Raw genomic sequence first — 21,709 nt, forward strand, 5'->3', positions numbered from 1 at the left:
GCGCTGTGTGCCGGGCGGGTGGGAGCCGAAGAAAGCGGGCCCTTGTGCCAAACAAACAGGTCCGGACGACTCAAAAGAGCCCCGGACGGGCGGTGTATAGGGGGAAACGGAGTGTCGATCAAGAGTAGTGTTGCGCGCGGGGCGGGACCGTTCTCTGCGCAGAAAACGCGATAGAAAATACGTATTTTCTGTCGCGGAATTTGCGCAAATTCCGCTGGCGCGAGGGTCAGTCGTTGCGCTTGGGAAAGTTGGCCCAAAGGTCAGGGCGTCGTCCTTTCGTCGTTTCCTCGGACATGGCGCGCCGCCACTTGGCGATTTCGCCGTGGTGGCCGGACATGAGCACATCCGGGATCTTGCGGCCCTGCCATTCGGCGGGGCGGGTATATTGGGGGTGTTCGAGCAGGCCGTCGGAGAAGCTTTCTTCCTCGGTCGAGCTTTCATTGCCCAGCACGCCGGGCAGAAGGCGGACGGTCGCGTCGATCATCGCCTGCGCGGCGAGGTCGCCGCCGGTGAGGACGAAATCGCCGAGCGAGACCTCTTGAATGTCGTAGTGGTCGATGACGCGCTGGTCGAGCCCTTCGAAACGGCCGCAGATCATGGTCACGCCTGGGCGGGTGGCCCAGTCGCGGGCCATCGCTTGCGTGAAGGGCGTACCGCGCGGGCTGAGATAGACCAGCGGCGCGCCTTTGGGCGCCCGGGGCAGGGCGTGGTCGAGGGCGCGGCCCATCACGTCGGCCCGCAGCACCATGCCGGCGCCGCCGCCGGCGGGCGTGTCGTCGACATTGCGGTGCTTGCCGATCCCGAACTGGCGCAGGTCGATGGCGTCGAGTTGCCAGAGGCCGTCCTTCAGCGCCTTGCCGGTGAGGCTGTGCCCCAGGATGCCGGGGAACGCGTCGGGCAGCAGGGTGATGACCTGCGCCGACCACGCGCGGGCGAGGCGTTCGGGGCCGTCCATCAGGCTGCGCGGTTTGAGCGACGCGGTGATCGACTTGCGGCCGTGGGATTTCGAGGCGGTGTCGGACATGGGGCTATGTGCGGTGCAAACCCGGGCCGCGTCAAGCGGGCGTGGTCCGCGTCTGGCGCGTGGCACCGGCGGCGCGGTAGCGTTTGAGCACGGCGCGCTTGGCCTCGGACAGCTCGGCGTCGGACAGCGCGGAGCGATTGAGCGCCAGCAGTTCCTCGGCGGCACCGTCGGGCTGGACGTTATGGGCGGGCAGGGGCGCGAGGCCGTCGCGGGGCACGTCGAGATGGTCGAGCGCCACGCCGAGCGGGCCGAGCGGATCGGTGCCGCACTCTTCGATCGGCGCGTCGAGCACGGTGGCGCGGTGGCGGACACGTTCGTCGACGCTGTCGACGATGGTGTCGAGGGCGGCGGCGCTGGAGAGGTGGGTGCGGTAGGTCTCGAAATCCTCGGTCACGCGCAGGGCGCGCAAGTTCTGCCACCAGACGCTGCGCTGCCAGTCGCGGGGCGCGCGCGTGGTGAACAGCACGCCGATCGGGGCTTCGGGGCCGAAATGAGCGGCGAGCACGGCGGTGGCGACATTCATGAGCGGCGCCGCGGCGGCGTAGCTGGTGACGCCGTGATTGCCGGGGATGTAGCCGCAGAGATCCTCGGAGGTGATCATCAGCGCACGGGGCTCGTCCGGGTCGGTGTCACGGATCGTGGCGGTGAAGGCTTCGGCAAAGCGGCGCAGGTCGGACTGGTCCCGGTAGGCCGAGAAGCGTTTGGCCATGCGCGTGGCCTCGATGAGGTCATGGGTGAAGATCAGCCGCAGGTGGGGGCGCAGGGCGCGCTGCACTTGCGCCGCGCCGCGTTGCAGGGAGGACGTGCCTGTCTTGTGAAAGCCCGGATGCAGCAGGATGCGCGGCATGCTCAGAAGAGCCCCTCGGGCGGGTCGGCGATGATGCGGCCTGAGGCGAGATCGACGGTGGGCACGGCCTCGAGCGTGAAGGGCAGCAGGACGGTGGACTTGAGCCCCGGCCCGTGGATTTCGAGGATGTCCGACGCGCCGTGGTTCAGGACCGACTTGACCCGGCCCAGCGACGCGCCGCCGGTGTCGAAGACTTCCAGCCCGATGAGGTCGGCGTGGTAGTATTCGTCGTCCGGCAGGTTGGGCAGGCGGTCGCGGTCCACGAACAGGCGCAGGCCGCGCAGGGCTTCGGCCTGTTCCTTGGTGGCGACGCCGGAGAGGCGGGCGATCAGGGCCCCCTTGGTGGTCTGGCCGGTGAGGGTGATGGTGAAGCTTTGTGCGCCATCCTCGGAGGTGACGGGGCCATAGGTGGCGATATCCTCGGGCGTGGCGGTGAAGGATTTCAGCCGCAACTCGCCCCGGACGCCGAATGCGCCGGCGACGGCGCCTATGCAGATACGGTCGGTCATTGCAGGCCCTCCGTGACCAGACATAGCCCGTCGATGGACAGGCCACCCCGTGCCGTGCAGGCCTCGGACACGTTGTGGCGTTCAAAGAAGACGCCCGCGACGAAGGTCAGCGAACTGAGAACGACAAGGCGAATGAGGCCGAACATTTGGGATGTCCCGAAAGCGAAAGCGTTGCGTGCCGCCCCGGGCGACGGTCGCGGGGGCGGCACGGTTTTCTTTGCGCCGAAAGCGGCGGGCGGATCAGCTTTCGCTGGTTTCTTCCGCGGCGGCCTCTTCAGCCGGGGCTTCCTCGGCCGGAGCGTTGGCGGCTTCAGCCGCTTCGGCGGCCTTGGCGGCTTTCTCTTCGGCGCGCTCTTTGGCTTTCTGGCCCGGCTCGGCCTTCTTCATGTTGGCGCGCTCTTTCTTTTCCAGCACGCCGGCGGCTTCGAGGAAGCGCGAGACGCGGTCGGAGGGTTGTGCGCCGTGGTCCAGCCAGTGCTGCACGCGCTCCATGTTCATCTTGACGCGGTCTTCGCTGTCCTTGGGCAGAAGCGGGTTGTAGGTGCCCAGCTTCTCGATGAAGCGGCCGTCGCGCGGCATGCGGCTGTCGGCGGCGACAATCGAATAATGGGGGCGTTTCTTGCTGCCACCACGGGCAAGGCGGATTTTCATGGCCATTGGTGTTTCTCCTTTAGTATGGCGTTTGTTTGGTGGGGTGGAACCCCACCCTACGGTTGGTCTGGCGGGAGGACCCCGCGTCAGGTCTGGTGTTGCTTATGGTGCTGAATGACTTCAGCGATGATGAAGTTGAGGAATTTCTTGGCGAATTCCGGGTCGAGGTCGGCGCGGTGCGCCAGGTCTTCGAGCCGCGCGATCTGGGCCGCCTCGCGGGCGGGATCGGACGGGGGAAGGTCGTGTTCGGCCTTGAGCGCACCCACGGCCTGGGTGTGCTTGAACCGCTCGCCCAAGGTGTAGACGAGGATGGCATCGAGACGGTCGATGCTTTCGCGGTGCCCTTTCAGAAGGGCCGCGGCGCGGTTGGTCGTTGCATCAGTCAATGGGCATCCCCTTCGGTTTGAAGAGCGGGTCGCGGTAATGGCCGATTTCCAGCTCGATCCCGTCGCGGATCTGGCCGGATTTCAGGGTGGCGGGCGACGGGTGACGGTAGACCGCGTCGGAGCCGTCAATGCTGGGGGCCGCGTGGTCCTTGGTGCAGCCCAGCCGTTCGGCAAGGCGGATGGAATCGAGGTTCTTGGGGTCGATATAGCTGACCGCGCTGTCCCAGCCGGCGGTGGTGAAGAGGTGATCCCTGACCTTGTGCGTGGCTTCGAGCGCGTAGCCCTTGCCGGCCTTGTCGGGCCAGATGATCCAGGCGATTTCACGTTCCGGCCACTTGGCGGGGAACCAGCCGCCGGCCATGCCCACGGTCTCGCCGGTGTCGCGCAGGTGGATCATCCACATGCCATAGCCGCGGATTTCCCAGTGGCCGATCTCGGCGGCGTAGAGCATCCACGCCTCGTAAGGGTTGAGCGGGCCGCCCATGAAGCGTGACCGGTAGGAGGCGAAGGTCGCCTTGAAGTCGGGGTAATCCGTCGCCTCGGGACCGCGCAGGACGAGGCGTCCGGTCTCGAGCACGGGGATGTCGCGGTGGCCCATGTCAGGCCTCCGCCGGTTGCGCGGTGGGCTGGGCCACGCGGGGGTGGCGCCAGACCTGGCAGGGGGTGCCGACGACGGTGCCATCGCGTTCGTACTGTGCGCCGAGGCGTTCGGCGAGGCGGAGCGAGCGGGTATTGGAGGCGTCGATATAGGAGATCACGCCGTCGAGGCCGAAATGGCGTGCCGCGTGGTCGCGCGCGGCGAGGGCGGCCTGACAGGCCAGGCCCTTGCCTTCGAACCCGTCGTAGATGTGCCAGCCGAGTTCGGGCTCGTTCCAGCCATCGTTGAGGATCATGCCGACGCGGCCTGCGACCTGACGGGAGTCGCGGTGTTCGATCATCCACATGCCGTAGCCGCGCAGGGCCCAGTGGCCGATCCCGGCCATGAAGGCGCGCCAGCTGTCCCAACGGGTGTGCGGACCGCCGACATAGGACGCGCGGGGAGACCTGCCGAAGGCGGCGAAGGCCTCGAAATCGGAGTCCCGGTAGCCGCGCAGGACCAGGTCACCGGTCTCGATGACAGGGATGTCGACGGTGATCTTCATGCGTAGGCCTCGGGGGAGCCGTCGGCGTCGCAGTCGAGGCCCAGTTCGGACGGGCCGGGGTGACGGTAGAGGTAATCCTCGCCCATCTCGACATTCTGGTAGGTCGTCTCGTACTGCGCGCCGAGGCGTTCGGCCAGCGCGATGGAGCGCGTGTTGCCGGGCACGATGTTGGAGGTGAGCGTCGTGAGGCCCAGATCCTGATAGGCCCAGCGCCGGGCGCGTTCGGCGCCTTCATAGGCGATGCCGCGGCCCTCGAACCCGTCATAGACGACCCAGCCGAGTTCCGGCTCGGGCCAGCCCTCGGGCGCCCAGATGCCGGTGATGCCGCAGGGCTGGCCCGTTTCCTTCCACTCCATGGTGAAATAGCCGAAGCCGTGCAGCGCCCAGTGGCCGATGGACATGGCGAACCAGCGCCAGGCGCGGGACATGTTCTTTTCCGTGCCGAAGCCCCAGGAACGCTCGCGGTCCAGCAGGAACCCGGCCAGCGGTTCGAAATCGCTGGCTTCGGGGCCGCGCAGGACGAGGCGGTCGGTCTCGATCCGGGGGATGTCGAGACGGAGGGTCATGCGGCACCTGCCGTGGGTCTGGCCAAAAGGACGCGCTGCCGCGCGGCTCTTATGCAACGGGCTGCGCCGTGACGCGCCGGGGCGGGCCGGGGCGCGGACGGCAGGGGCCGGATTGAGTATTTGGGGCAAGAAAAAGCCATGGGATTATTTCTTTTTCCCGAAGCCGGAGAGACCGGGGGGCAATTGCGCGCCGCCGCCCATGCCGGGAAAACCGCCGCCGGGCATGCCCTTGCCCATCTGCTTGGCGGCCTGTTCGAGCGCCTTGGGGTCCATGCCCTGGGCCATGTCCTCGGGCGAGGGACCGCCTTTGCCGAACATGCCTTTCATGGCCTGTTTCAGCATGCCGCCCTTGCCCATCTTCTTCATCATGTCGCCCATCTGGCGTTGCATTTTCAGAAGCTTGTTGAGCTCGGAGACTTCCAGCCCCGCGCCCTGCGCGATGCGCTTCTTCCGCGACGCCTGCAGGAGCTTGGGGTTGGCGCGTTCCTTCTTGGTCATGGAATTGACCAGCGCGATTTGGTGGGCGATGACCTTGTCGTCGATGCCAGCACCTTCCATCTGCTTGGCCATCTTGCCCATGCCGGGCATCATGCCCATCACGCCTTCCATGCCGCCCATCTTTTGCATCTGTTCAAGCTGCATCTTGAGGTCGTTCATGTTGAACTGACCCTTCTGGAAGCGGCGCATCATCTTTTCGGCCTGTTCGGCCTCGATGGTTTCCTGCGCTTTCTCGACGAGGGAGACGATGTCGCCCATGCCGAGGATGCGGCCCGCGATGCGTTCGGGCTCGAAGGTTTCGATGGCGTCCATCTTTTCGCCCAGGCCGACGAAGCGGATGGGTTTGCCGGTGACGGCGCGCATCGACAAGGCGGCGCCGCCGCGGCCGTCGCCGTCCATCCGGGTGAGCACCACGCCGGAGACGCCGATCTTGTCGTCGAACTCGGTGGCGACGTTGACGGCGTCCTGACCCGTCAGGCCGTCGACCACCAGAAGCGTTTCGCGCGGGTTGGCGACGTCGCGGACTGCCGCCGCCTGGGCGATCAGCTCCTGGTCGATATGCAGGCGGCCGGCGGTGTCGAGCATGTAGACGTCGTAGCCACCGAGGCCCGCCTGCGTCTTGGCGCGCTTGGCGATGGTGACCGGGTCCTCGCCCTTGACGATGGGGAGCGTGTCGACGCCGATCTGGCGGCCGAGGATTTCGAGCTGTTCCATGGCCGCGGGGCGGTTGACGTCGAGCGAGGCCATCAGCACGCGCTTGCCGTCGCGGTCCTTGAGGCGCTTGGCGAGCTTGGCGGTGGTGGTGGTCTTGCCCGAGCCTTGCAGGCCGACCATGAGGATCGGGGCAGGCGGGTTGTCGATTTTCAGCGCGCCGGGGTCCTCGGACCCGGTGAGCGTGTCGACCAGCGCGTCGTGGACGATCTTGACGACCTGCTGCCCGGGGGTGACGGAGCGGGTGACGGCCTGGCCGGTGGCCTGATCCTGCACGCGCTTGACGAAGTCCCGGGCGACGGGGAGCGAGACGTCGGCCTCCAGAAGGGCGACGCGGACCTCGCGCAGGGCGGTCTTGACGTCCTCTTCGGAAAGGGCGCCCTGTTTCGTCAGCCGGTCGAAGACGCCGGAGAGACGTTCGGAAAGATTTTCAAACATGCCTCGGCCTCCTTCGCCGGTTTCTGTCATGTCGTCCCAACATAGGGATGACGGTTCAAACGATAAACGCCCCCACGGGCGAAACTCGCTGGTGGGGGGCGATCCCGGGCTGCGCCCAAGGGACCGGAAGAACGCTGTCTTCCGTGATATTGCGCGGCTGATAGGCTTTTGCGGCGGGGGAGTCAATATGGCGCAGCGCGTCGGGCCGGACTTGGCACCACTGGCGCGGATGCAGGACCGCCACCGCGCGGGGCCGGGTGACGTCATGGACGTGTAAGGCGTTGGCAGGGGGCGTCGGGCAGGGATAGACTGCGGCCATTGCTTTAGGAGATTTCGCGATGGAAGCGCTGGTTCTTATCTTTGCGGAGATCATCCTGGCGTGCATGGCGCCGGTGATCGCCATTCTGGGCGCCATCGTGGGTGCGGTGATCGAGGGCTTTTTCCTGCTGTTCGGCGGGGTGTTCGCGGAATGGGTCCAGGCCCGGCGGGCGCGGCGCGCGTCTGCCCGGGGCAAGTCGTCGCCGCCACGCAAGCCGCTGATCCCGCGCAAGGTGGTGCATTGGGTGGCCGGCGGCAGCGCGGTGTTGGGCGTGCTGGGGGTCGTGGCGACTTATGTGTTTTTCCAGCCGATCCTGCGAACGGTGATCGAGACCGCCAGCGAGAATGCGGGAATGCGCGTGGAGTATGCCGGGGCCAGCGGATCGCTTCTGGGCGGGCACGTTGTGCTGGAGGGGCTGCAGATGGCGCGAGCGCACGAGACCGGGTTGGCCTTTGACCTGGCTGTGGCGCGGGCGGAGGCGGATGTGGACCTGTGGAGCCTGTTGGGCGACACGCCACGGCTGGAGCTGGGGCAGGTCGAGGGGGTGGAAGGGTATGTCATTCCGCCGCTTCCCAAGGAGGAGACGGCGGGCGAGGAGCGCGGCCTTCCCAAGCCGCGCCGGGCGTTCAAGGCCGACAGGCTGGCGGTCGAGGGTGTCGACGTGGAGATCCGGCCGCGCGGGACCGAACCCTACACGCTGGCGATCGAGACCGGCGAGGTGGCGCCGTTTCGCAGCGGGCTGGCGCTGTTCGACCTGCTGTTCCGGTCGAACCTGACCGCCGAGGTGGCGGGGCAGCCGCTGTTGGTGGAGACGCGCGAGATCACCGAGCAGGGGCGCGAGACGCGCTGGGCCTTCGAGGACGTGGACGCGGCACAGCTGAAGCGGTTGGTGCCGCGCGCGCCGCTGACATGGATCGAGACGGGCCGGGCGACGGTGATGGTCGAGGACAGCTGGAGCCTGTCGGAGGACTTCGTCGACATGAACTGGCGGCTGGCGGCGCGAGACATGAGTGTGAGCGTGCCCGAAGGCGCGGCGCGGACCGAGCGGATGCTGGCCGGAGGCCTGGGCAAGCTGGTGGCGATGCAGGGCGGGAACGCAGAGTTTCGCTATCAGTTGCAGCTGGATGCCGAGGAGATGGCCCGGCTACGCGAAGGCGACATCGATCTCTTTTGGGACACGGTGCTGGCTGGCGTGATGAAAGGCGGGATCGTGCGTGAGGACGAGACGGCGGTCGAGGCGGAGGCCGACGACACAGCCGAGGATGAAAAGCCCGGGGCCATTGACAGGCTGAAGTCGTTCTTCGAGAAGGACGACCCGGCGGAATAGCCGCCTTACCCGGTCAAGGAGCCTTTGGACATGGTCGATGCCTCTTCCGCCTTTCAGGACAGCTTGCCCGTGAGTTCGGATGACCTGCTGGCGCAAATGCGCGCGGCGGGCGTCGATTTCGAGCTTTACGAGCATATTCCCCTGCGCACGGTCGAGGATGCCAAGACGGTGCAGGGCGGGGCCGTTCCGGCAGGCGAAGGGCGGATCGACATCAAGAACTTCTACCTGCGAGACCGCAAGAAGCGGAACCACCTTGTGGTGCTGGAGCAGGACCGGGAGGTGGACCTGAAGGCGCTGGGCGCGCAGATGGGTGTTGCGGGGCTGTCGTTCGGCTCGGCGGAGCGTTTGATGGAGTTCCTGGGCGTGCGGCCCGGCGCGGTCAGCCCGCTGGGTTTGGTCAACGGGGCGGAGGCGGGCGTGCAGCTGTGGATGGACGCGGCGGTGCGGGACGCGGAGTTCGTCCACGCGCACCCGCTGGTCAATGACAGGACGGTGGCGATGCGGCCTGCCGACCTGGTTGCGCTACTGGAAGGGTGGGGCGCCGAAGTGGCTTGGCTGGAGCTTTAGGGCCGGCGGCGGAATTTGAGTGTTTGAGGAACAGTGAAACGGTGCGGTGCGCGCAATCTCAACCGCTTGGTTGAATATGCGGAATCCGGTTCATGACGCCCGAAGCGGACTGCGGCGGAGCGGCGCAGCCCATGAAAGGCTCGTTTTATCAAGGGGTTGAGAGGGGTTGTCCCGTGCTTGACTCGGGCGCGGGTGCGGCATAGCAACAGCGCAACGGTTCCGGAGGGGCAAACGTGGACGATCCTGACCGACAGGAGCGGCTGAAGCGGCTTGAAGACAGGATCAATGCGCTGAAAGGCGTGGATGCGCCGACGCCCCACATGGAGAACCACTATTCCCAGGCGCAGCTGGCCTGGCGGATGGTGATCGAGCTTGTGGCCGGTCTGGGGATCGGCTTTGGCATGGGGTACGGGTTGGATTACCTGTTCGGGACAATCCCGATCTTCCTCGTGCTGTTTACATTGCTGGGCCTGGCGGCGGGCATCAAGACGATGATGCGCAGCGCCAACGAGATCCAGCTGAAGAATGCGGCGGAAACGCTGGACGCAGAGCGAGCCCGAGAGGGTGACGAGAAGAGGATGACAGATGGCCACTGAAGCGCATGGCGAAAGCGAAGGGCTGGTTTTCCACCCGATGGATCAGTTCATCATCAAGCCGCTTGCCGGCGACGGCCCGGTGGGCCTGTTCACGATCACCAACGTGACGCTGTGGATGGCGCTGACGTGCCTGGCCGTGTTCGCGCTGATGGTTCTGGGCACTTCGGCGCGGTCGGTCATTCCGGGCCGCATCCAGTCGGTTGCGGAACTGGCCTACGGCTTCATCCGCAAGATGGTCGAGGACGTGGCGGGCAAGGACGCGCTGCCGTACTTCCCCTACATCATGACGCTGTTCATGTTCATCGTCTTCGCTAACTTCCTTGGCCTGATCCCCGGATCGTTCACATCAACCAGCCATATCGGCGTGACCGCGGTGATGGCGATGATGGTGTTCATCGGCGTGACCGTCCTGGGCTTCGTCAAGAACGGCGCGAGCTTTCTGAGCCTGTTCTGGATCAGCTCGGCGCCGCTGGTGCTGCGGCCGATCCTGGCGCTGATCGAGGTGATCTCGTACTTCGTGCGTCCGGTCAGCCACTCTATCCGTCTTGCCGGCAACATGATGGCGGGCCACGCCGTGATGAAGGTGTTTGCCGCCTTCGCGCCGCTGGTGCTGATCTCGACCGGTGTGGGCCTTGTGGTCACGCCGCTGTCTATCCTGGCGATCACGGCGGTTTACGGGCTGGAGGTGCTGGTGTCGTTCATCCAGGCCTACGTGTTCACCATCCTGACCTGCGTGTACCTGAAGGACGCGCTGCACCCGCATCACTAGGAGATAGCGTGGGTTGTCACCCACCCTACGGCGGCGGTTTCCGGCGCCAGCAACCAACAACAGATCACTGAATTCCATCGTAAGGAGAAAAGACATGGAAGGCGATATCGCACAAATGGGTCAATTCATCGGCGCGGGCCTGGCGTCTGTCGGCATGGGCGGCGCGGCCGTCGGTGTGGGCAACGTGGTCGGCAACTACCTGGCCGGTGCCCTGCGCAACCCCTCGGCCGCCGGTGGCCAGACCGCGACCATGTTCATCGGTATCGCGTTCGCGGAAGCACTGGGGATCTTCTCGTTCCTCGTCGCGCTTCTGCTGATGTTCGCCGTCTAAGCCAGGCGGATGTGATCCTTACGGGCCGGGCGAGGGGCGTTGTGCCTGTCCCCCGGCGTCCGTGAGGAAAATCCGAATGGCCTTATGCCGCGTCCGTCTTGCGGGCCTGGCACCACGACACGAACATTGAGCCTTGCGCAGTCCCGGTGCCGGACATTGTCCGGCAAACCTGATACAAGGGGGCAGGCGCAACAAGGAGAACGCAGATGGCGACCGATACCCTAGGAGAAGGTGCTGCCAGCGCTTGCGTCGACGCAGGCGGTGGAGCAATCGGCCTTCCCCAGCTTTGCCCGGACTGGATGGGCAACCAGATCTTCTGGCTGGTCATCGCGCTGATCGTGATCTTTTTCATCCTGTCGCGCATCGCGCTGCCGCGGATCGCGGCGGTGCTGGCCGAGCGTCAGGGGACGATCACCAACGACCTGGCGGCGGCGGAAGACCTGAAGGAAAAGGCCTCTGACGCGGAAGACGCCTATAACAAGGCTTTGGCCGATGCCCGCGCACAGGCGCAGGAGATCATTGCCGAGGCCAAGGCGGAAATGAACGCGGAGCTGGAAGAGGCCACCAAGAAGGCCGATGCCGAGATCGCGGCGAAGACTGCCGAGGGCGAGAAGGCCATCGCGAAAATCCGCGCCTCCGCCATGGAGAGCGTGAAGGAAGTGGCCAAGGACACCGCCAAGGAATTGGTGGCCGCCATGGGCGTCAAGGCCGATGCGCGGACAGTCACGTCCGCCGTCAATTCGCGGCTGAAAGGGTGAGCGCCATGAAACAGTTGATCGCAACCCTGACTGCCATGGTCGCTGCCAGCCCCGCGCTGGCCGCTACCGGGCCTTTCTTGTCGCTGGGCAACACCAACTTCGTGGTGATGCTGGCCTTCATCCTGTTTATCGCGCTGCTGGTCTACCTGAAGGTGCCCGGCAAGATCGGCGAGATGCTGGACAAGCGGGCCGACGGCATCAAGTCGGAGCTGGACGAGGCGCGCGCGCTGCGCGAGGAGGCACAGACCCTGCTGGCGAGCTATGAGCGCAAGCAGAAGGAAGTACAGGACCAGGCCGACCGGATCGTGGCCCATGCCAAGACCGAAGCCGCCGAAGCTGCCGAGCAGGCGAAGAAGGACCTCGAAGTGTCCATCAAGCGCCGGATCAAGGCCGCCGAAGAGCAGATCGCGTCGGCCGAGGCCAGCGCCGTGAAGGACGTGCGCGACCAGGCGATTGCCGTGGCCGTGGCCGCCGCCAAGGACGTGGTCGCCAAGACCATGACCGAGGAGGACAACAGCAAGTTGATCGATCAGTCGATTGGCGAGGTTGAGTCCAAGCTGCACTGACCTGCCGACCAATAGGTAGAAAAACTGGCCCGGGATCGGAAACGACCCGGGCCTTTTTCATTTATTGCCCGGCGATGATCGGCAAAAGAAAATGCCCGCTCCGGGGAACGGGCATTCTTATCAAATTCTGATCACCGGTGCGTTTTAGCGGCGGATGCCGAGACGCTTGATCAGGTCCTGGTAGCGGCCTTCGTCCTTGCCCTTGAGGTAGTCCAGCAGCTTGCGGCGCTGGGCGACCATCTTCAGAAGGCCACGGCGACCGTGGTTGTCCTTCTTGTGGGTCTTGAAGTGCTCGGTCAGGGTTGTGATGCGCGATGTGAGGATCGCGACCTGAACTTCGGGCGAGCCGGTGTCGCCTTCCTTGGTCGCGAATTCTTTCAGCACCTTGGCTTTTTCTTCGACAGTGATCGACATCGGGGTCTCCTTTGGTTGAAGGGTGAAGGGCACGAGCCGGGATGTCGTCCAGCAAGGTCCTGTGGAGAAACCTGCCGTTTCAGCGGCAGATGCGGGCATATAGGAGATTCTCGGGCGTTTGGAAAGGGGGATTCGCGGAAGCGGCCCCGGGCGCGCGGATCAGCCCTCGGTTTGTGGGATAAGGGTGATATGCTCCAGCGTCAGGGCGGCGTCGCTGGTCACCTCGGCCGCCACCTCTCCGTCCAGGAGAACGCGATGCAGGCCGGGCACATCCGAATCGCCTTCGATCGAGACATCCGGCGCGGCATCGCCGGTGTCGTCGTAAAGCAGCACGAGGTTGTCCTCGGCGGTATTGAAATCAACGATCTGGCCCTGATGTTGAGCATCGAGCCAGTCACGAAGGCTAAAGCTGTCGGCACCGTTGCCGCCGGTGGCTATGTCGCCCGCGCCAAGCGAGATCCGGTCGTCGCCCGTTCCGCCGTTCAGGTAGTCCTGATCGTCTTCGGGCGCGGTGCCGTCGGGTGCGATGCCGCTGAGCTGATCGTTGCCGTCGCCGCCGAAGAGCGTATCGGCGCCGGCGCCGCCGTCGAGCGTGTCGTCGCCGAGATAGCCGTGCAGCGCATCATTTCCGGTGCCGCCTGACAGGGTGTCGTCGCCTTCGCCCCCCAGAAGACTGTCGTCGCCATCCCCGCCGTCAAGGAGGTCATCGCCGTCATGGCCCATGACGCTGTCATTTCCGGCGCCGCCCGAGACCACGTCATTCCCGGCCTCGCCATGCAGGATGTCGTCGCCGCCGTCGCCCGCAACGACGTCATCGCCTTCACCGCCGCGCGCGATATCGTTGCCGTCGCCGGACGTGACCGTGTCGTCGCCGTCGAGTCCGTCGAGAAATTCGTTGATCGATGTGCCCGAGACAGTGTTGGCCACCGTGGTTCCACGCGCGACGCCATAGTCGTCGCCCTCGGGGTCATCTGCCGCAGCTTCGGGCGCGGTTGCGATATCGAGAACCGAGGTGGCGGTACCGCCCGTATCAAGCTGATCGGTGTCGCCGGGCGTATCGACATCGTCGCGGGCATTCTGTGTGGAGACGTCTTCGAACCCCCACATTGCCGCGGTGCTTGCCGCCATCATACCGATCAAACCAGCCAGGAAAAGCATAACCCATATCCACAAAATACCCCGTTTGACAGAGCCAGAGCGGAGGAGATTTTTCAATTCGAACTGCGCGCCTTGGTTAACATGACGCCGTGACGTACCTTGGCACGGCGGTGTTAAACAAAGGTTAAGATCGGCCTAATTACCGGTTGCCAAACGTGTTTTGCGTTAGCTGATCCGGCTGGGGACGTGCACTTCGTACCCGGGTTCTTCGGGTTCGTCATCGACCATTTCGGCGGGAAAGCCCGGCGCGGTGATGTCGAGGCCCGTGGCCTCTTCCAGGCGGCGGATGATGTCGTCCGATTGCGCGCGCATCCCGTAACGCCGGATGCCGTCCTCGAAGATAGAGATCATCAAGGGGGAGATTTCCAGCGGCACACCGGCACGGTCGGCAATCGACTGGAACAGGCCGATGTCCTTTTTCACCAGATCCATTGTGAAGTTGATGTCGCGGGACCCGTTCAGGATGACCTGGCTTTCGGTTTCGTGCACGAAGGAGGTGCCGGAGCTGATGGCAATTGCCTGATAGGTGGTGGCTAGATCCATGCCGGCGCCTTTCATGGTCACAAGCGCCTCGCACAGGGTGAGCAGGTTGGCGGTGGCCAGGTAGTTTGTCATGACCTTGAGCACCGACGCGCTGCCCAGTTCGCCGGTGTGCAGAATGCGGCGACCCATGGTTTTCAGCAGTGGCAGGATACGCTCGAACGTGGCGCGGTCACAGCCCGCGAAGATCGAGATATTGCCCGTGTCGGCCCGGTGGCAGCCGCCCGAGACGGGGCAGTCGACGGCCGCGCCGCCCGCGGCGATGACCTGACTGCCCAGACGTTGGACCTCGGCCTCGTCGGTGGTGGACATCTCCATCCAGATCTTGCCGGGGCCGACATGGGGCAGCATCTGGCGCAGCACCGCGTCCGAGGCGGCGGGCGAGGGCAGGCAGGTGATGACGGCGTCGCAGTCCTGCATCATCTGCGCCGGGCTTTGGGCCGCCTGCGCGCCGCGCGTGGTGAAGCCGGCAACGAGGTCGGGGTCGAGGTCATGCACCGTAAGGTCGATGCCGTTGCGCAGGAGCGAGCCCGCGAGCTTGCCGCCGACATTGCCGAGCCCGATGAAGCCGGTCTGCATGGTTAATGCCTCCCCGATGTTTGACAGGATGGTGCGGGTCGAACAAGGCGGGGTCTGGCCTGTCCGCGACAGGGCAGGGACGGGAAGCGCCCTAAGGGCGGCGCAGTGTGTCGCCGTAGGTGAGCGTGGGCTCCAGCACGATCCGGGACGAGCCCGCGGCGCTGTCGGCGCCGGTGGCGCGGGCGACGATTAGTTCGGCGGCGCGGCGGCCGATCTCCTGGCGGCAGGAATCCATCGTCGCCAGCTCGCGCGGCAGGCCCTTGATCAGGTCGACGCCGTTGAAACCGGCAAGGCCCACCTGGCCGGGAATGTCGATGCCCTGCTCGGTCAGGTAGAGCAGGCCGCCCGCACCGATCAGGTCGTTGGAGTAGTAGATGAAGTCGAGATCCGGGCTGCGGGCCAGCACGTCGCGGGTCATCTCGCGGCCCTTCTTGAGCGCCGAGCCGCCGGAGTAGAACTCGCGGTCCTCGATTTCGATCCCGGCCTTTGCGAGGGTTTCGGTGAACCCTTCGAAGCGTTTTCGGGCGCGGTGATCCAGCGGCATCTTGGTGCCGAGAAAGGCGATGCGCCGATACCCGGCCTTGATGATCGCCTGTGCCATCTGCGACCCGGCGCGGCGGTGCGATATTCCGACCACGGAGTCGATCGCGGTGCCGTCTACATCCATGATCTCGACGACCGGGATGCCAGAGGCGCGGAGCATGGCAAGCGCCGCGTCGGAATGCTCCATCCCTGCGATGATCACGCCCGAGGGGCGCCAGGAGAGCATTTCGTAGAGGACCTTTTCTTCTTTCTCCGGCCGGTAGCCGGTGACGCCGACGACGGGCTGAAGCTCGGTCTCGTCGAGCGCCTCGGAGATGCCTGTCATGACATCGGGGAAAACCATGTTGGACATCGAGGGGATGACGACCGCGACGAGGTTGACCCGCTGGCTGGCCAGTGCGCCGGCGATCTTGTTGGGGACGTAGCCAAGGGCGCGCGCCGCTTCCAGCACGCGTTTCCGCGTGGTGTCCGAGACGTCGCCGCGATTGCGCAACACGCGGCTGACCGTCATTTCGGACACGCCCGAAGCCTCGGACACGTCACGAAGCGTGAGCGGGCGGTTATCCTGTGATGTCATTGCGCGGGGCGTTCCTGTCAGGGGGTCCGACGATTCTAGCCGAATCGGCGTCACCCCTGCAAGCAGGGCTTACTCTGCATCCGGCGCCGGGGCGGGTTCTGCCTCATCCGCTTGCGGGGCAGTGTCGGGGACCGAGATAGGATCGAAAGCCCCCACAGAGATATCGAGAAGGACCCAACGCCGACCTTCGCTGACCATCACCATGTCAAAGCTGAAATGCTGTGGTCGGGTCGGGAAGTACCCGGTGAGCCGCATCTGCTGACCCCCGGCGGAGACCTGGGCCTTTAGGATTTCGGGCTCGGTCACAAGGACCGGCAGCATGTCGAGACCAGCCTCGCGCACCGGCGTGAAAAGCCCGGCAAGTCGGGTTGGATCGTTTGCGGCGGAAAACTCGGGCGCGGCGTAGTCTCTCAGCACCGTGTAATTGCCTGTCCAGTTGCCGTGGTTCACGGCCGTCATGATGTCCCGGATCAGCGCAACGGCGAAGCTGCGCTCCACCGTTTCCTGAGCTGCCGCATGCCCGGTCATGAGCACGACGGCGAAAAGCGCCGCAACGATCCGTTGCGACGCTCTTTTCATGGCGAGACGTGTTGCCGTTACCAGGACCATGTCACCCCGACACGGCCACCGGTCTGGCTCCGGTCGAAACCGTGGGCGAGACCGGCGTCGAACTGCACGGTGTCGCTTGCGCGGAAGCCCATGTTGAGCGCCAAAGCGGTCTTGCCCTCGAAGGCGCCGACGCCCGTCGACAATGCGAAGGTCCGATCGCTGGGCACGTAAGGCGTATCGAGGGCCATCGCCATTGCGATACCTTCCTGGTTGCTTGAGATGCCACGCGCGTTCGACGCAATTCCCTGGGAGTTGGCCGCAATCGATCCTGCGTTGGCCTGTACCGCGCTGGTCAGAGCCGCCGTCGGCAGCGCCGAGTTGTCGACCGCAAGGTTGCCCGCCGCGTCCGTCGTCAGGTAGCCGACAACGGCGCCCTGCGCCGCGGTGCTGTCCGCCGAGTTGATGCCGGGCGCCGTATAGGTATTTTGCGCATTGCCGAGAACGAACTGGTTCTCGTTGGTGGCCTGTGCACCGTCACCGATCGCGACCGAGTTGGTGGCCGTCGCCGTTGCGAGATTACCGAACGACAGAGACCGCTCCCCGGACGCGACGGCACCTTCGCCGACTGCAGTGGACCGCACACCGCTCGCGCTGGCAAGATGGCCGAAGGCCTGGGCCCGCTCCGCCGTCGCCATGGCCTGCCAACCCATCGCTGTGGCGCCGGGGCCGGTGGCGACAGTTTCACCGCCGACTGCGGTGGTGGAGGGGCCGGTGGCCTGCGAAGTGTCACCGAATGCTATCGAGTCGATGCCGCTCGCTGTGGCCATGTTGCCGATGGCGGTGGCGTTGTCGGTCTGCGCGTCGGCGGCCTCGCCAATTGCGAGGCTGCGGACGCCCTGCGCGGTCGCGAGATGACCGAAGGCCTGGGCGCGTTCCGCCGTTGCCTGGCTTTGCCAGCCAATCGCGGTCGCGCCTGGGCCGGTGGCGACGGACTCGCCACCGACAGCGGTTGTCGAGGGGCCGGTGGCCTGTGACGTGTCGCCGAAGGCGATGGAGTCGATGCCGCTCGCTGTGGCCATGTTGCCGATGGCGGTGGCATTGTCAGTCTGTGCGTCGGCGGCCTCGCCAACCGCGAGGCTGCGGACGCCCTGCGCCGTTGCGAGATGCCCGAAGGCCTGGGCGCGTTCCGCCGTTGCCTGGCTTTGCCAGCCAATCGCGGTCGCGCCTGGGCCGGTGGCGACGGACTCGCCACCGACAGCGGTTGTCGAGGGGCCGGTGGCCTGTGACGTGTCGCCGAATGCAATCGAGTCGACGCCGTTCGCGGTGGCCTCGTTGCCGATGGCGGTGGCGTTGTCGGTCTGCGCGTCGGCGGCCTCGCCAATTGCGAGGCTGCGGACACCCTGCGCCGTTGCGAGATGCCCGAAGGCCTGGGCGCGTTCCGCCGTTGCCTGGCTTTGCCAGCCAATCGCGGTCGCGCCTGGGCCGGTGGCGACGGTTTCGCCACCGACAGCGGTGGTCGAGGGGCCGGTGGCCTGTGACGTGTCGCCGAAGGCGATCGAGTCGACGCCGTTCGCGGTGGCCTCGTTGCCGATGGCGGTGGCGTTGTCGGTCTGCGCGTCGGCATTCTCGCCAACCGCTAGGCTGCGGACACCCTGCGCGGTCGCAAGATGCCCGAAGGCCTGGGCGCGTTCCGCCGTGGCCTGGCTTTGCCAGCCAATCGCGGTCGTGCCTGGGCCGGTGGCGACGGTCTCGCCGCCGACAGCGGTGGTCGAGGGGCCGGTCGCTGCGGCTTCGGACCCGATGGCGACACCGTCGGTCGACGTGGCATCGGTCACCGACTGGTCACCGATGGCGACCGAAAAGTCACCGTTCGAGGTGCTGTTCTCGCCGCATTCGACGCTGTTGGTCCCGGCACCGGTGTTGCAGGGGGCAGTCCCGTCCGCCAAAGACGCGTGGCTGCCGGCGAGAACAAAAATGATTGCAGTGCCGCTGCGCAAAAGCGCACGACATGGCGGTTGTGTGATGGAAAACATGAGAACCTTACCTTGGTCAAACTGATTACTGTTCCGCAATACGCACGGACACCTAATGTTATATCGAAAATGAGCGTCAGAACAAATAATTCTTACGTTTTTACTCATTTCCGCGTGCGCCGAAGCATGTCCAAAAGTGTGTCACCGCCATCGTGACACGTCCGCACGATTGGGCTAGGAATGTCCCAGCGGCCCCGTGGCTCAACTGGATAGAGCAGCCCCCTCCTAAGGGGCAGGTTGCAGGTTCGAATCCTGCCGGGGTCGCCATAAATTCCTAAAAACCCCATTGAAACCAATGGAATAAGGTATTTTGTCGCCTCCAGGGCGTGACACAATGGGTGACACATGTCCGCAAAGTGGTTCAAATTCGGTGTTGTCGTGATAAAGATCAAGCACGTGGAGTGGCGTAAAGGGGTAGCGTACTATCGAAGGCGAGTTCCGCGTTCGGTGCAAAAGGCTTTTGGGAATAGCGGGTTGTTTTTCTCGTTGAAGACTAGTGACCCGAAGGAGGCGGCTCGTAGAGCACAAGCTGAGACCAATCGCCTAGACCGAGAGTGGTCTATTCTGAGGAGTAAGGATTACAAAGCCGCTGCAACACAGACCCAAGCGCTTGGAATACTGCGAAAGCATGATCTAAAGCCCGGTCAGTGGCACGAGTACGATAGCTTGGGGCTCGAACCTGACAACTTTATGGGCGAGTTGCTAGCTCAATCTGCAGACGAGGAGAGACCTGCGGAAGGTATTATGAAGGAGAGGCTACCTGCAGACCTTAGGCTAGCCGCAGACCTGTTCTATGCCGATCCACGGGAAGCCTTCCAGCTAATGGTTCCGACCTTCTCTGAGGTCGTTGAAAAGCATCTGTACTTCTTCCCAAAGCGAGCAGATGACCCTCAATTCCATAGGTCGGTCAGTAGGTTTCTGGACCTTAACGGCGATTTAGTTATCGATCAGTACCGGCGCGACCACGGCAATGGCTTCGTACGAGATATGTTACTAAGCGGGCTTAAGTCGGAGACAATGAGGCGCTACCTTAATCAAATCCGTCCCGTTTTTGAGACCGCAAGAGTTGAGCTGGAGATTTCTATGCCAAATCCCTTGGCAAGACTGAAAATACCTTTGGATAACGATGACCCAGACAATGATAGAGGCTCATTCACGGTCGAGCAGATCAGAGCAATTCAGAAACGCTGTCGAGAAATAAACGATCAACGCCGTTGGTGTATCGCCATCCTTAGTGATACTGGCGCTCGACTTTCAGAGATTGCAGGGCTCAAAAAAGAGGATGTGAGGATCGAAGGCCAGTACCCTCATTTGAGTATAACAAGGAATGACGTTCGGGGTTTGAAGCCCGGTGGTTCCGAAAGGCTTATACCTCTTGTCGGCGAGGCACTCTGGGCTGCACAACAAGCCTTCAAGGACAATTCGACAGCTTACTTATTTCCTGACTTCGTTAAAGGTGGGAAAATTAACAGCAATTCTCTTTCCGGCACACTAAACAAGTGGCTCGTAGAGCAAGGTCTTAGAAAGGAAAACCAACCGCTGCATAGCTTGCGCCATGCAATACGAGACCGCCTGAGGAACTCTGGTTGCCCACCCGACGCCGCTGACAGGATCGGAGGATGGAAGCGTCAAGGAGTTGGTGAAGGTTACGGGCAAGGTCACAGCATCTACGTGTTGCACTCTTACATGCTCAAGATGCTGGAGGTTGAAAAGCAAAGCGAACAGGGCACTTGGACAAATCTAAAGGCTGAATACGTCCTAGGCCCTAGGTCTTGATTTAGAACAACTTAAACCGACCGAGACAGTACGAAATCAAACGGAAGGAAACGGAGGCCGACATGCTGATCGAGACCCCGGACAAAGAGGTCTTGAACCAAGCGAGGATGGCAGAATTCAATCGTGTCGCGACGAGTGCTCAGGGTAAAAACTGGGTAGAGCACCTCACGAAGCAGACTTTGGCCCGTGAGGCAGTTCACCACCCGCGTAAACGAGCCAGAAAACAGAAAGACGCAGCCGCTTTTCGGGGAGCCATTGAAGCCTTCGCAGCTGACCTACTGCTGCACTATGACAACTCAGACGCAGATGGGTTTATGTACAGGCTTCTCGACCGACAGGAGCTGGCCGCAACCCATGTCAGCGCCACCAACTTTGAACAGCTAGTCAAACTCTGGTGCGAACTAGGCTGGCTGGAGAAAACCGTCCACATTCATGCCAGGCAAGACTGGGACGGGCAGCCAACCGAAGAGGGATATTTTCGTGCACGGCGCTATCGGGCGACCACAGTGTTCATTGACTTCGCCCAAAGTTGCCAGCTGACGCCCAGCGCTGTACCCGACCACTTCAAGATAGACATCTCGGCCTCTGACCTGGTTCAGGTGCGGCAGACAAATAAGAGGCGAAAGAACTTCGGCGGCTCTGGTAAAAAGACCCGCGTCAGAGGGAGAAAGCTTCAAGAGCAAGTCGCCATTATAGAGTGCTTGAACCAAGCAATGCAGGATCACTCGTACAGCTTAAGCGAGCGCCCAGTGATGCGTCGGCTCTTCAATTGCGCTGACAGAGACTGCTTTGACTTCAACCTGGGTGGGCGGTTCTACTGCCAGTCTGCGGACAACTGGATGAACAAATCTCCTCAGGAGAGGACGGAAATCACCATCGATGGCGAGCCGACAGTCGAGATCGACGTGAGTGCCAGCCAGTTGTTCATCCTCTACGCCCTTCATGGAAAGACCCTGGATTATTCTGATGATCCATACCGTGTCGGTGGATATGCAAGAGAGATCGTAAAACAGGTCATTGTGACCATGATTGGCGCGGGCAAACCACCCGTAAGGTGGCCCAAAAAGTTCAACACCGACTACAAGGCTGAACATGGACGTATGCCGAATGATGACTTTAAGCTAAGCGCTGTCGTTGATGCCGTGCTGAAGAAACATCCTATCCTGAACGAGCTCCAGACCGACAGTCTCGATTGGGCCAACCTCCAATTCGAGGAGGCGGAGTGCTTCCTTTCAGCCATGCTGAAGCTGCATGAAAACCACGGCGTTCCCTCTTTGCCGGTACACGACAGCCTCATTGTTCGTCGCAGTGACGTCGCGATTGCAACGGACCTGTTGGCACGGGCATATCAGGAAAGGTTGGGCGCTAAGCCCCGTTTAGTGGTTGCTGGCGTTCGATAAGTTCGTGCAGTTTCCCGCCAGCTGACCTTGAGTGCAGCGAATGACTTTTGAGAGCCCTCTTTGCCAGATGCTGCATGATCCACGGATGTCTGCTATCGCACGCCTGCCAAAAACCGTCAAAAACCGATCAGCTTT

General features: G+C 63.6%; 25 protein-coding genes and 1 tRNA gene. 10 read left to right on the forward strand and 16 right to left on the reverse strand.

The window, feature by feature from the left end; genetic code table 11:
* Nucleotides 1–226: 226 nt before the first annotated feature.
* The 10 genes from trmD to ffh form a co-directional block, all read right to left on the reverse strand.
* Complete coding sequence (gene trmD, locus C2I35_RS10020; RefSeq protein ID WP_103762890.1) at nucleotides 227–1,024, reverse strand: tRNA (guanosine(37)-N1)-methyltransferase TrmD; 798 nt, start codon at nucleotides 1,022–1,024, stop codon at nucleotides 227–229.
* Nucleotides 1,025–1,055: 31 nt separating this feature from the next.
* On the reverse strand, nucleotides 1,056–1,871 hold the full coding sequence (locus tag C2I35_RS10025; RefSeq protein WP_103762891.1) for a hypothetical protein: 816 nt from the start codon (nucleotides 1,869–1,871) through the stop codon (nucleotides 1,056–1,058).
* Nucleotides 1,872–1,873: 2 nt separating this feature from the next.
* Complete coding sequence (gene rimM / locus C2I35_RS10030; protein WP_103762892.1) at nucleotides 1,874–2,380, reverse strand: ribosome maturation factor RimM; 507 nt, start codon at nucleotides 2,378–2,380, stop codon at nucleotides 1,874–1,876.
* Nucleotides 2,377–2,526, reverse strand: a complete 150-nt coding sequence (locus C2I35_RS22135; protein WP_170067172.1) for a hypothetical protein — start codon at nucleotides 2,524–2,526, stop codon at nucleotides 2,377–2,379. Before C2I35_RS22135 ends, rimM begins: the two co-directional genes overlap by 4 nt.
* A 94-nt stretch (nucleotides 2,527–2,620) precedes the next feature.
* Complete coding sequence (rpsP, locus tag C2I35_RS10035; protein WP_103762893.1) at nucleotides 2,621–3,037, reverse strand: 30S ribosomal protein S16; 417 nt, start codon at nucleotides 3,035–3,037, stop codon at nucleotides 2,621–2,623.
* A gap of 80 nt (nucleotides 3,038–3,117) precedes the next feature.
* Entirely contained in the window at nucleotides 3,118–3,417 is a 300-nt protein-coding gene (locus C2I35_RS10040) for a chorismate mutase (RefSeq protein ID WP_103762894.1), read from the reverse strand.
* A complete protein-coding gene (locus tag C2I35_RS10045) occupies nucleotides 3,410–4,015 on the reverse strand; it encodes a GNAT family N-acetyltransferase (RefSeq protein WP_103762895.1) in 606 nt (201 codons plus the stop codon). Before C2I35_RS10045 ends, C2I35_RS10040 begins: the two co-directional genes overlap by 8 nt.
* 1 nt (nucleotide 4,016) lies before the next feature.
* Nucleotides 4,017–4,559, reverse strand: a complete 543-nt coding sequence (locus C2I35_RS10050) for a GNAT family N-acetyltransferase (protein WP_170067173.1) — start codon at nucleotides 4,557–4,559, stop codon at nucleotides 4,017–4,019.
* Nucleotides 4,556–5,125, reverse strand: coding sequence for a GNAT family N-acetyltransferase (locus tag C2I35_RS10055; RefSeq protein WP_103762896.1), 570 nt, complete (start codon nucleotides 5,123–5,125; stop codon nucleotides 4,556–4,558). Before C2I35_RS10055 ends, C2I35_RS10050 begins: the two co-directional genes overlap by 4 nt.
* Before the next feature lie 144 nt (nucleotides 5,126–5,269).
* Complete coding sequence (gene ffh, locus C2I35_RS10060; RefSeq protein ID WP_103763010.1) at nucleotides 5,270–6,772, reverse strand: signal recognition particle protein; 1,503 nt, start codon at nucleotides 6,770–6,772, stop codon at nucleotides 5,270–5,272.
* Between the two features lie 338 nt (nucleotides 6,773–7,110).
* Between ffh and C2I35_RS10070 the strand changes: the two genes are divergently transcribed.
* The 7 genes from C2I35_RS10070 to C2I35_RS10100 all read left to right on the forward strand — a co-directional run bounded on the left by C2I35_RS10070 (nucleotide 7,111) and on the right by C2I35_RS10100 (nucleotide 12,005).
* Nucleotides 7,111–8,418, forward strand: a complete 1,308-nt coding sequence (locus C2I35_RS10070) for an AsmA family protein (RefSeq protein WP_103762898.1) — start codon at nucleotides 7,111–7,113, stop codon at nucleotides 8,416–8,418.
* A gap of 30 nt (nucleotides 8,419–8,448) precedes the next feature.
* Nucleotides 8,449–8,985, forward strand: a complete 537-nt coding sequence (locus C2I35_RS10075; RefSeq protein WP_103762899.1) for a prolyl-tRNA synthetase associated domain-containing protein — start codon at nucleotides 8,449–8,451, stop codon at nucleotides 8,983–8,985.
* A 233-nt stretch (nucleotides 8,986–9,218) separates the two neighbouring features.
* Complete coding sequence (locus C2I35_RS10080; protein WP_103762900.1) at nucleotides 9,219–9,581, forward strand: AtpZ/AtpI family protein; 363 nt, start codon at nucleotides 9,219–9,221, stop codon at nucleotides 9,579–9,581.
* On the forward strand, nucleotides 9,571–10,350 hold the full coding sequence (locus tag C2I35_RS10085) for a F0F1 ATP synthase subunit A (RefSeq protein WP_103762901.1): 780 nt from the start codon (nucleotides 9,571–9,573) through the stop codon (nucleotides 10,348–10,350). Before C2I35_RS10080 ends, C2I35_RS10085 begins: the two co-directional genes overlap by 11 nt.
* Nucleotides 10,351–10,444: 94 nt before the next feature.
* A complete protein-coding gene (locus C2I35_RS10090) occupies nucleotides 10,445–10,681 on the forward strand; it encodes a F0F1 ATP synthase subunit C (protein ID WP_057790696.1) in 237 nt (78 codons plus the stop codon).
* Between the two features lie 206 nt (nucleotides 10,682–10,887).
* Complete coding sequence (locus C2I35_RS10095) at nucleotides 10,888–11,439, forward strand: F0F1 ATP synthase subunit B' (RefSeq protein WP_103762902.1); 552 nt, start codon at nucleotides 10,888–10,890, stop codon at nucleotides 11,437–11,439.
* 5 nt (nucleotides 11,440–11,444) lie between these two features.
* A complete protein-coding gene (locus C2I35_RS10100) occupies nucleotides 11,445–12,005 on the forward strand; it encodes a F0F1 ATP synthase subunit B (RefSeq protein WP_103762903.1) in 561 nt (186 codons plus the stop codon).
* 144 nt (nucleotides 12,006–12,149) lie between these two features.
* Here the strand turns inward: C2I35_RS10100 and rpsO are convergent, their stop codons facing one another.
* The 6 genes from rpsO to C2I35_RS10130 all read right to left on the reverse strand — a co-directional run bounded on the left by rpsO (nucleotide 12,150) and on the right by C2I35_RS10130 (nucleotide 18,311).
* The gene (gene rpsO, locus C2I35_RS10105; RefSeq protein WP_103762904.1) at nucleotides 12,150–12,419 is read right to left on the reverse strand and encodes a 30S ribosomal protein S15; all 270 of its coding nucleotides are present in this window, start codon (nucleotides 12,417–12,419) and stop codon (nucleotides 12,150–12,152) included.
* 159 nt (nucleotides 12,420–12,578) lie between these two features.
* A complete protein-coding gene (locus tag C2I35_RS10110; RefSeq protein WP_103762905.1) occupies nucleotides 12,579–13,577 on the reverse strand; it encodes a calcium-binding protein in 999 nt (332 codons plus the stop codon).
* A gap of 165 nt (nucleotides 13,578–13,742) precedes the next feature.
* A complete protein-coding gene (locus C2I35_RS10115) occupies nucleotides 13,743–14,696 on the reverse strand; it encodes an NAD(P)-dependent oxidoreductase (RefSeq protein ID WP_103762906.1) in 954 nt (317 codons plus the stop codon).
* Between the two features lie 91 nt (nucleotides 14,697–14,787).
* On the reverse strand, nucleotides 14,788–15,816 hold the full coding sequence (locus C2I35_RS10120; protein ID WP_103762907.1) for a LacI family DNA-binding transcriptional regulator: 1,029 nt from the start codon (nucleotides 15,814–15,816) through the stop codon (nucleotides 14,788–14,790).
* A gap of 69 nt (nucleotides 15,817–15,885) precedes the next feature.
* On the reverse strand, nucleotides 15,886–16,395 hold the full coding sequence (locus tag C2I35_RS10125) for a hypothetical protein (protein ID WP_103762908.1): 510 nt from the start codon (nucleotides 16,393–16,395) through the stop codon (nucleotides 15,886–15,888).
* A gap of 17 nt (nucleotides 16,396–16,412) precedes the next feature.
* Nucleotides 16,413–18,311 carry a YadA-like family protein gene (locus C2I35_RS10130; RefSeq protein ID WP_146049996.1) on the reverse strand — a complete coding sequence of 633 codons (1,899 nt, stop codon included), beginning with the start codon at nucleotides 18,309–18,311 and terminating at the stop codon, nucleotides 16,413–16,415.
* Nucleotides 18,312–18,588: 277 nt separating this feature from the next.
* Between C2I35_RS10130 and C2I35_RS10135 the strand changes: the two genes are divergently transcribed.
* From C2I35_RS10135 to C2I35_RS10145, 3 genes are all read left to right on the forward strand, one after another.
* A tRNA-Arg gene (locus C2I35_RS10135) sits at nucleotides 18,589–18,665 on the forward strand.
* Between the two features lie 78 nt (nucleotides 18,666–18,743).
* On the forward strand, nucleotides 18,744–20,174 hold the full coding sequence (locus C2I35_RS10140; RefSeq protein ID WP_103762910.1) for a tyrosine-type recombinase/integrase: 1,431 nt from the start codon (nucleotides 18,744–18,746) through the stop codon (nucleotides 20,172–20,174).
* A 62-nt stretch (nucleotides 20,175–20,236) separates the two neighbouring features.
* Nucleotides 20,237–21,574: a hypothetical protein gene (locus tag C2I35_RS10145; protein ID WP_103762911.1), complete on the forward strand. Its 1,338-nt coding sequence runs from the start codon at nucleotides 20,237–20,239 to the stop codon at nucleotides 21,572–21,574.
* Nucleotides 21,575–21,709 lie beyond the last annotated feature (135 nt).

Source organism: Roseovarius confluentis (assembly GCF_002917925.1).
Classification (GTDB): domain Bacteria; phylum Pseudomonadota; class Alphaproteobacteria; order Rhodobacterales; family Rhodobacteraceae; genus Roseovarius; species Roseovarius confluentis.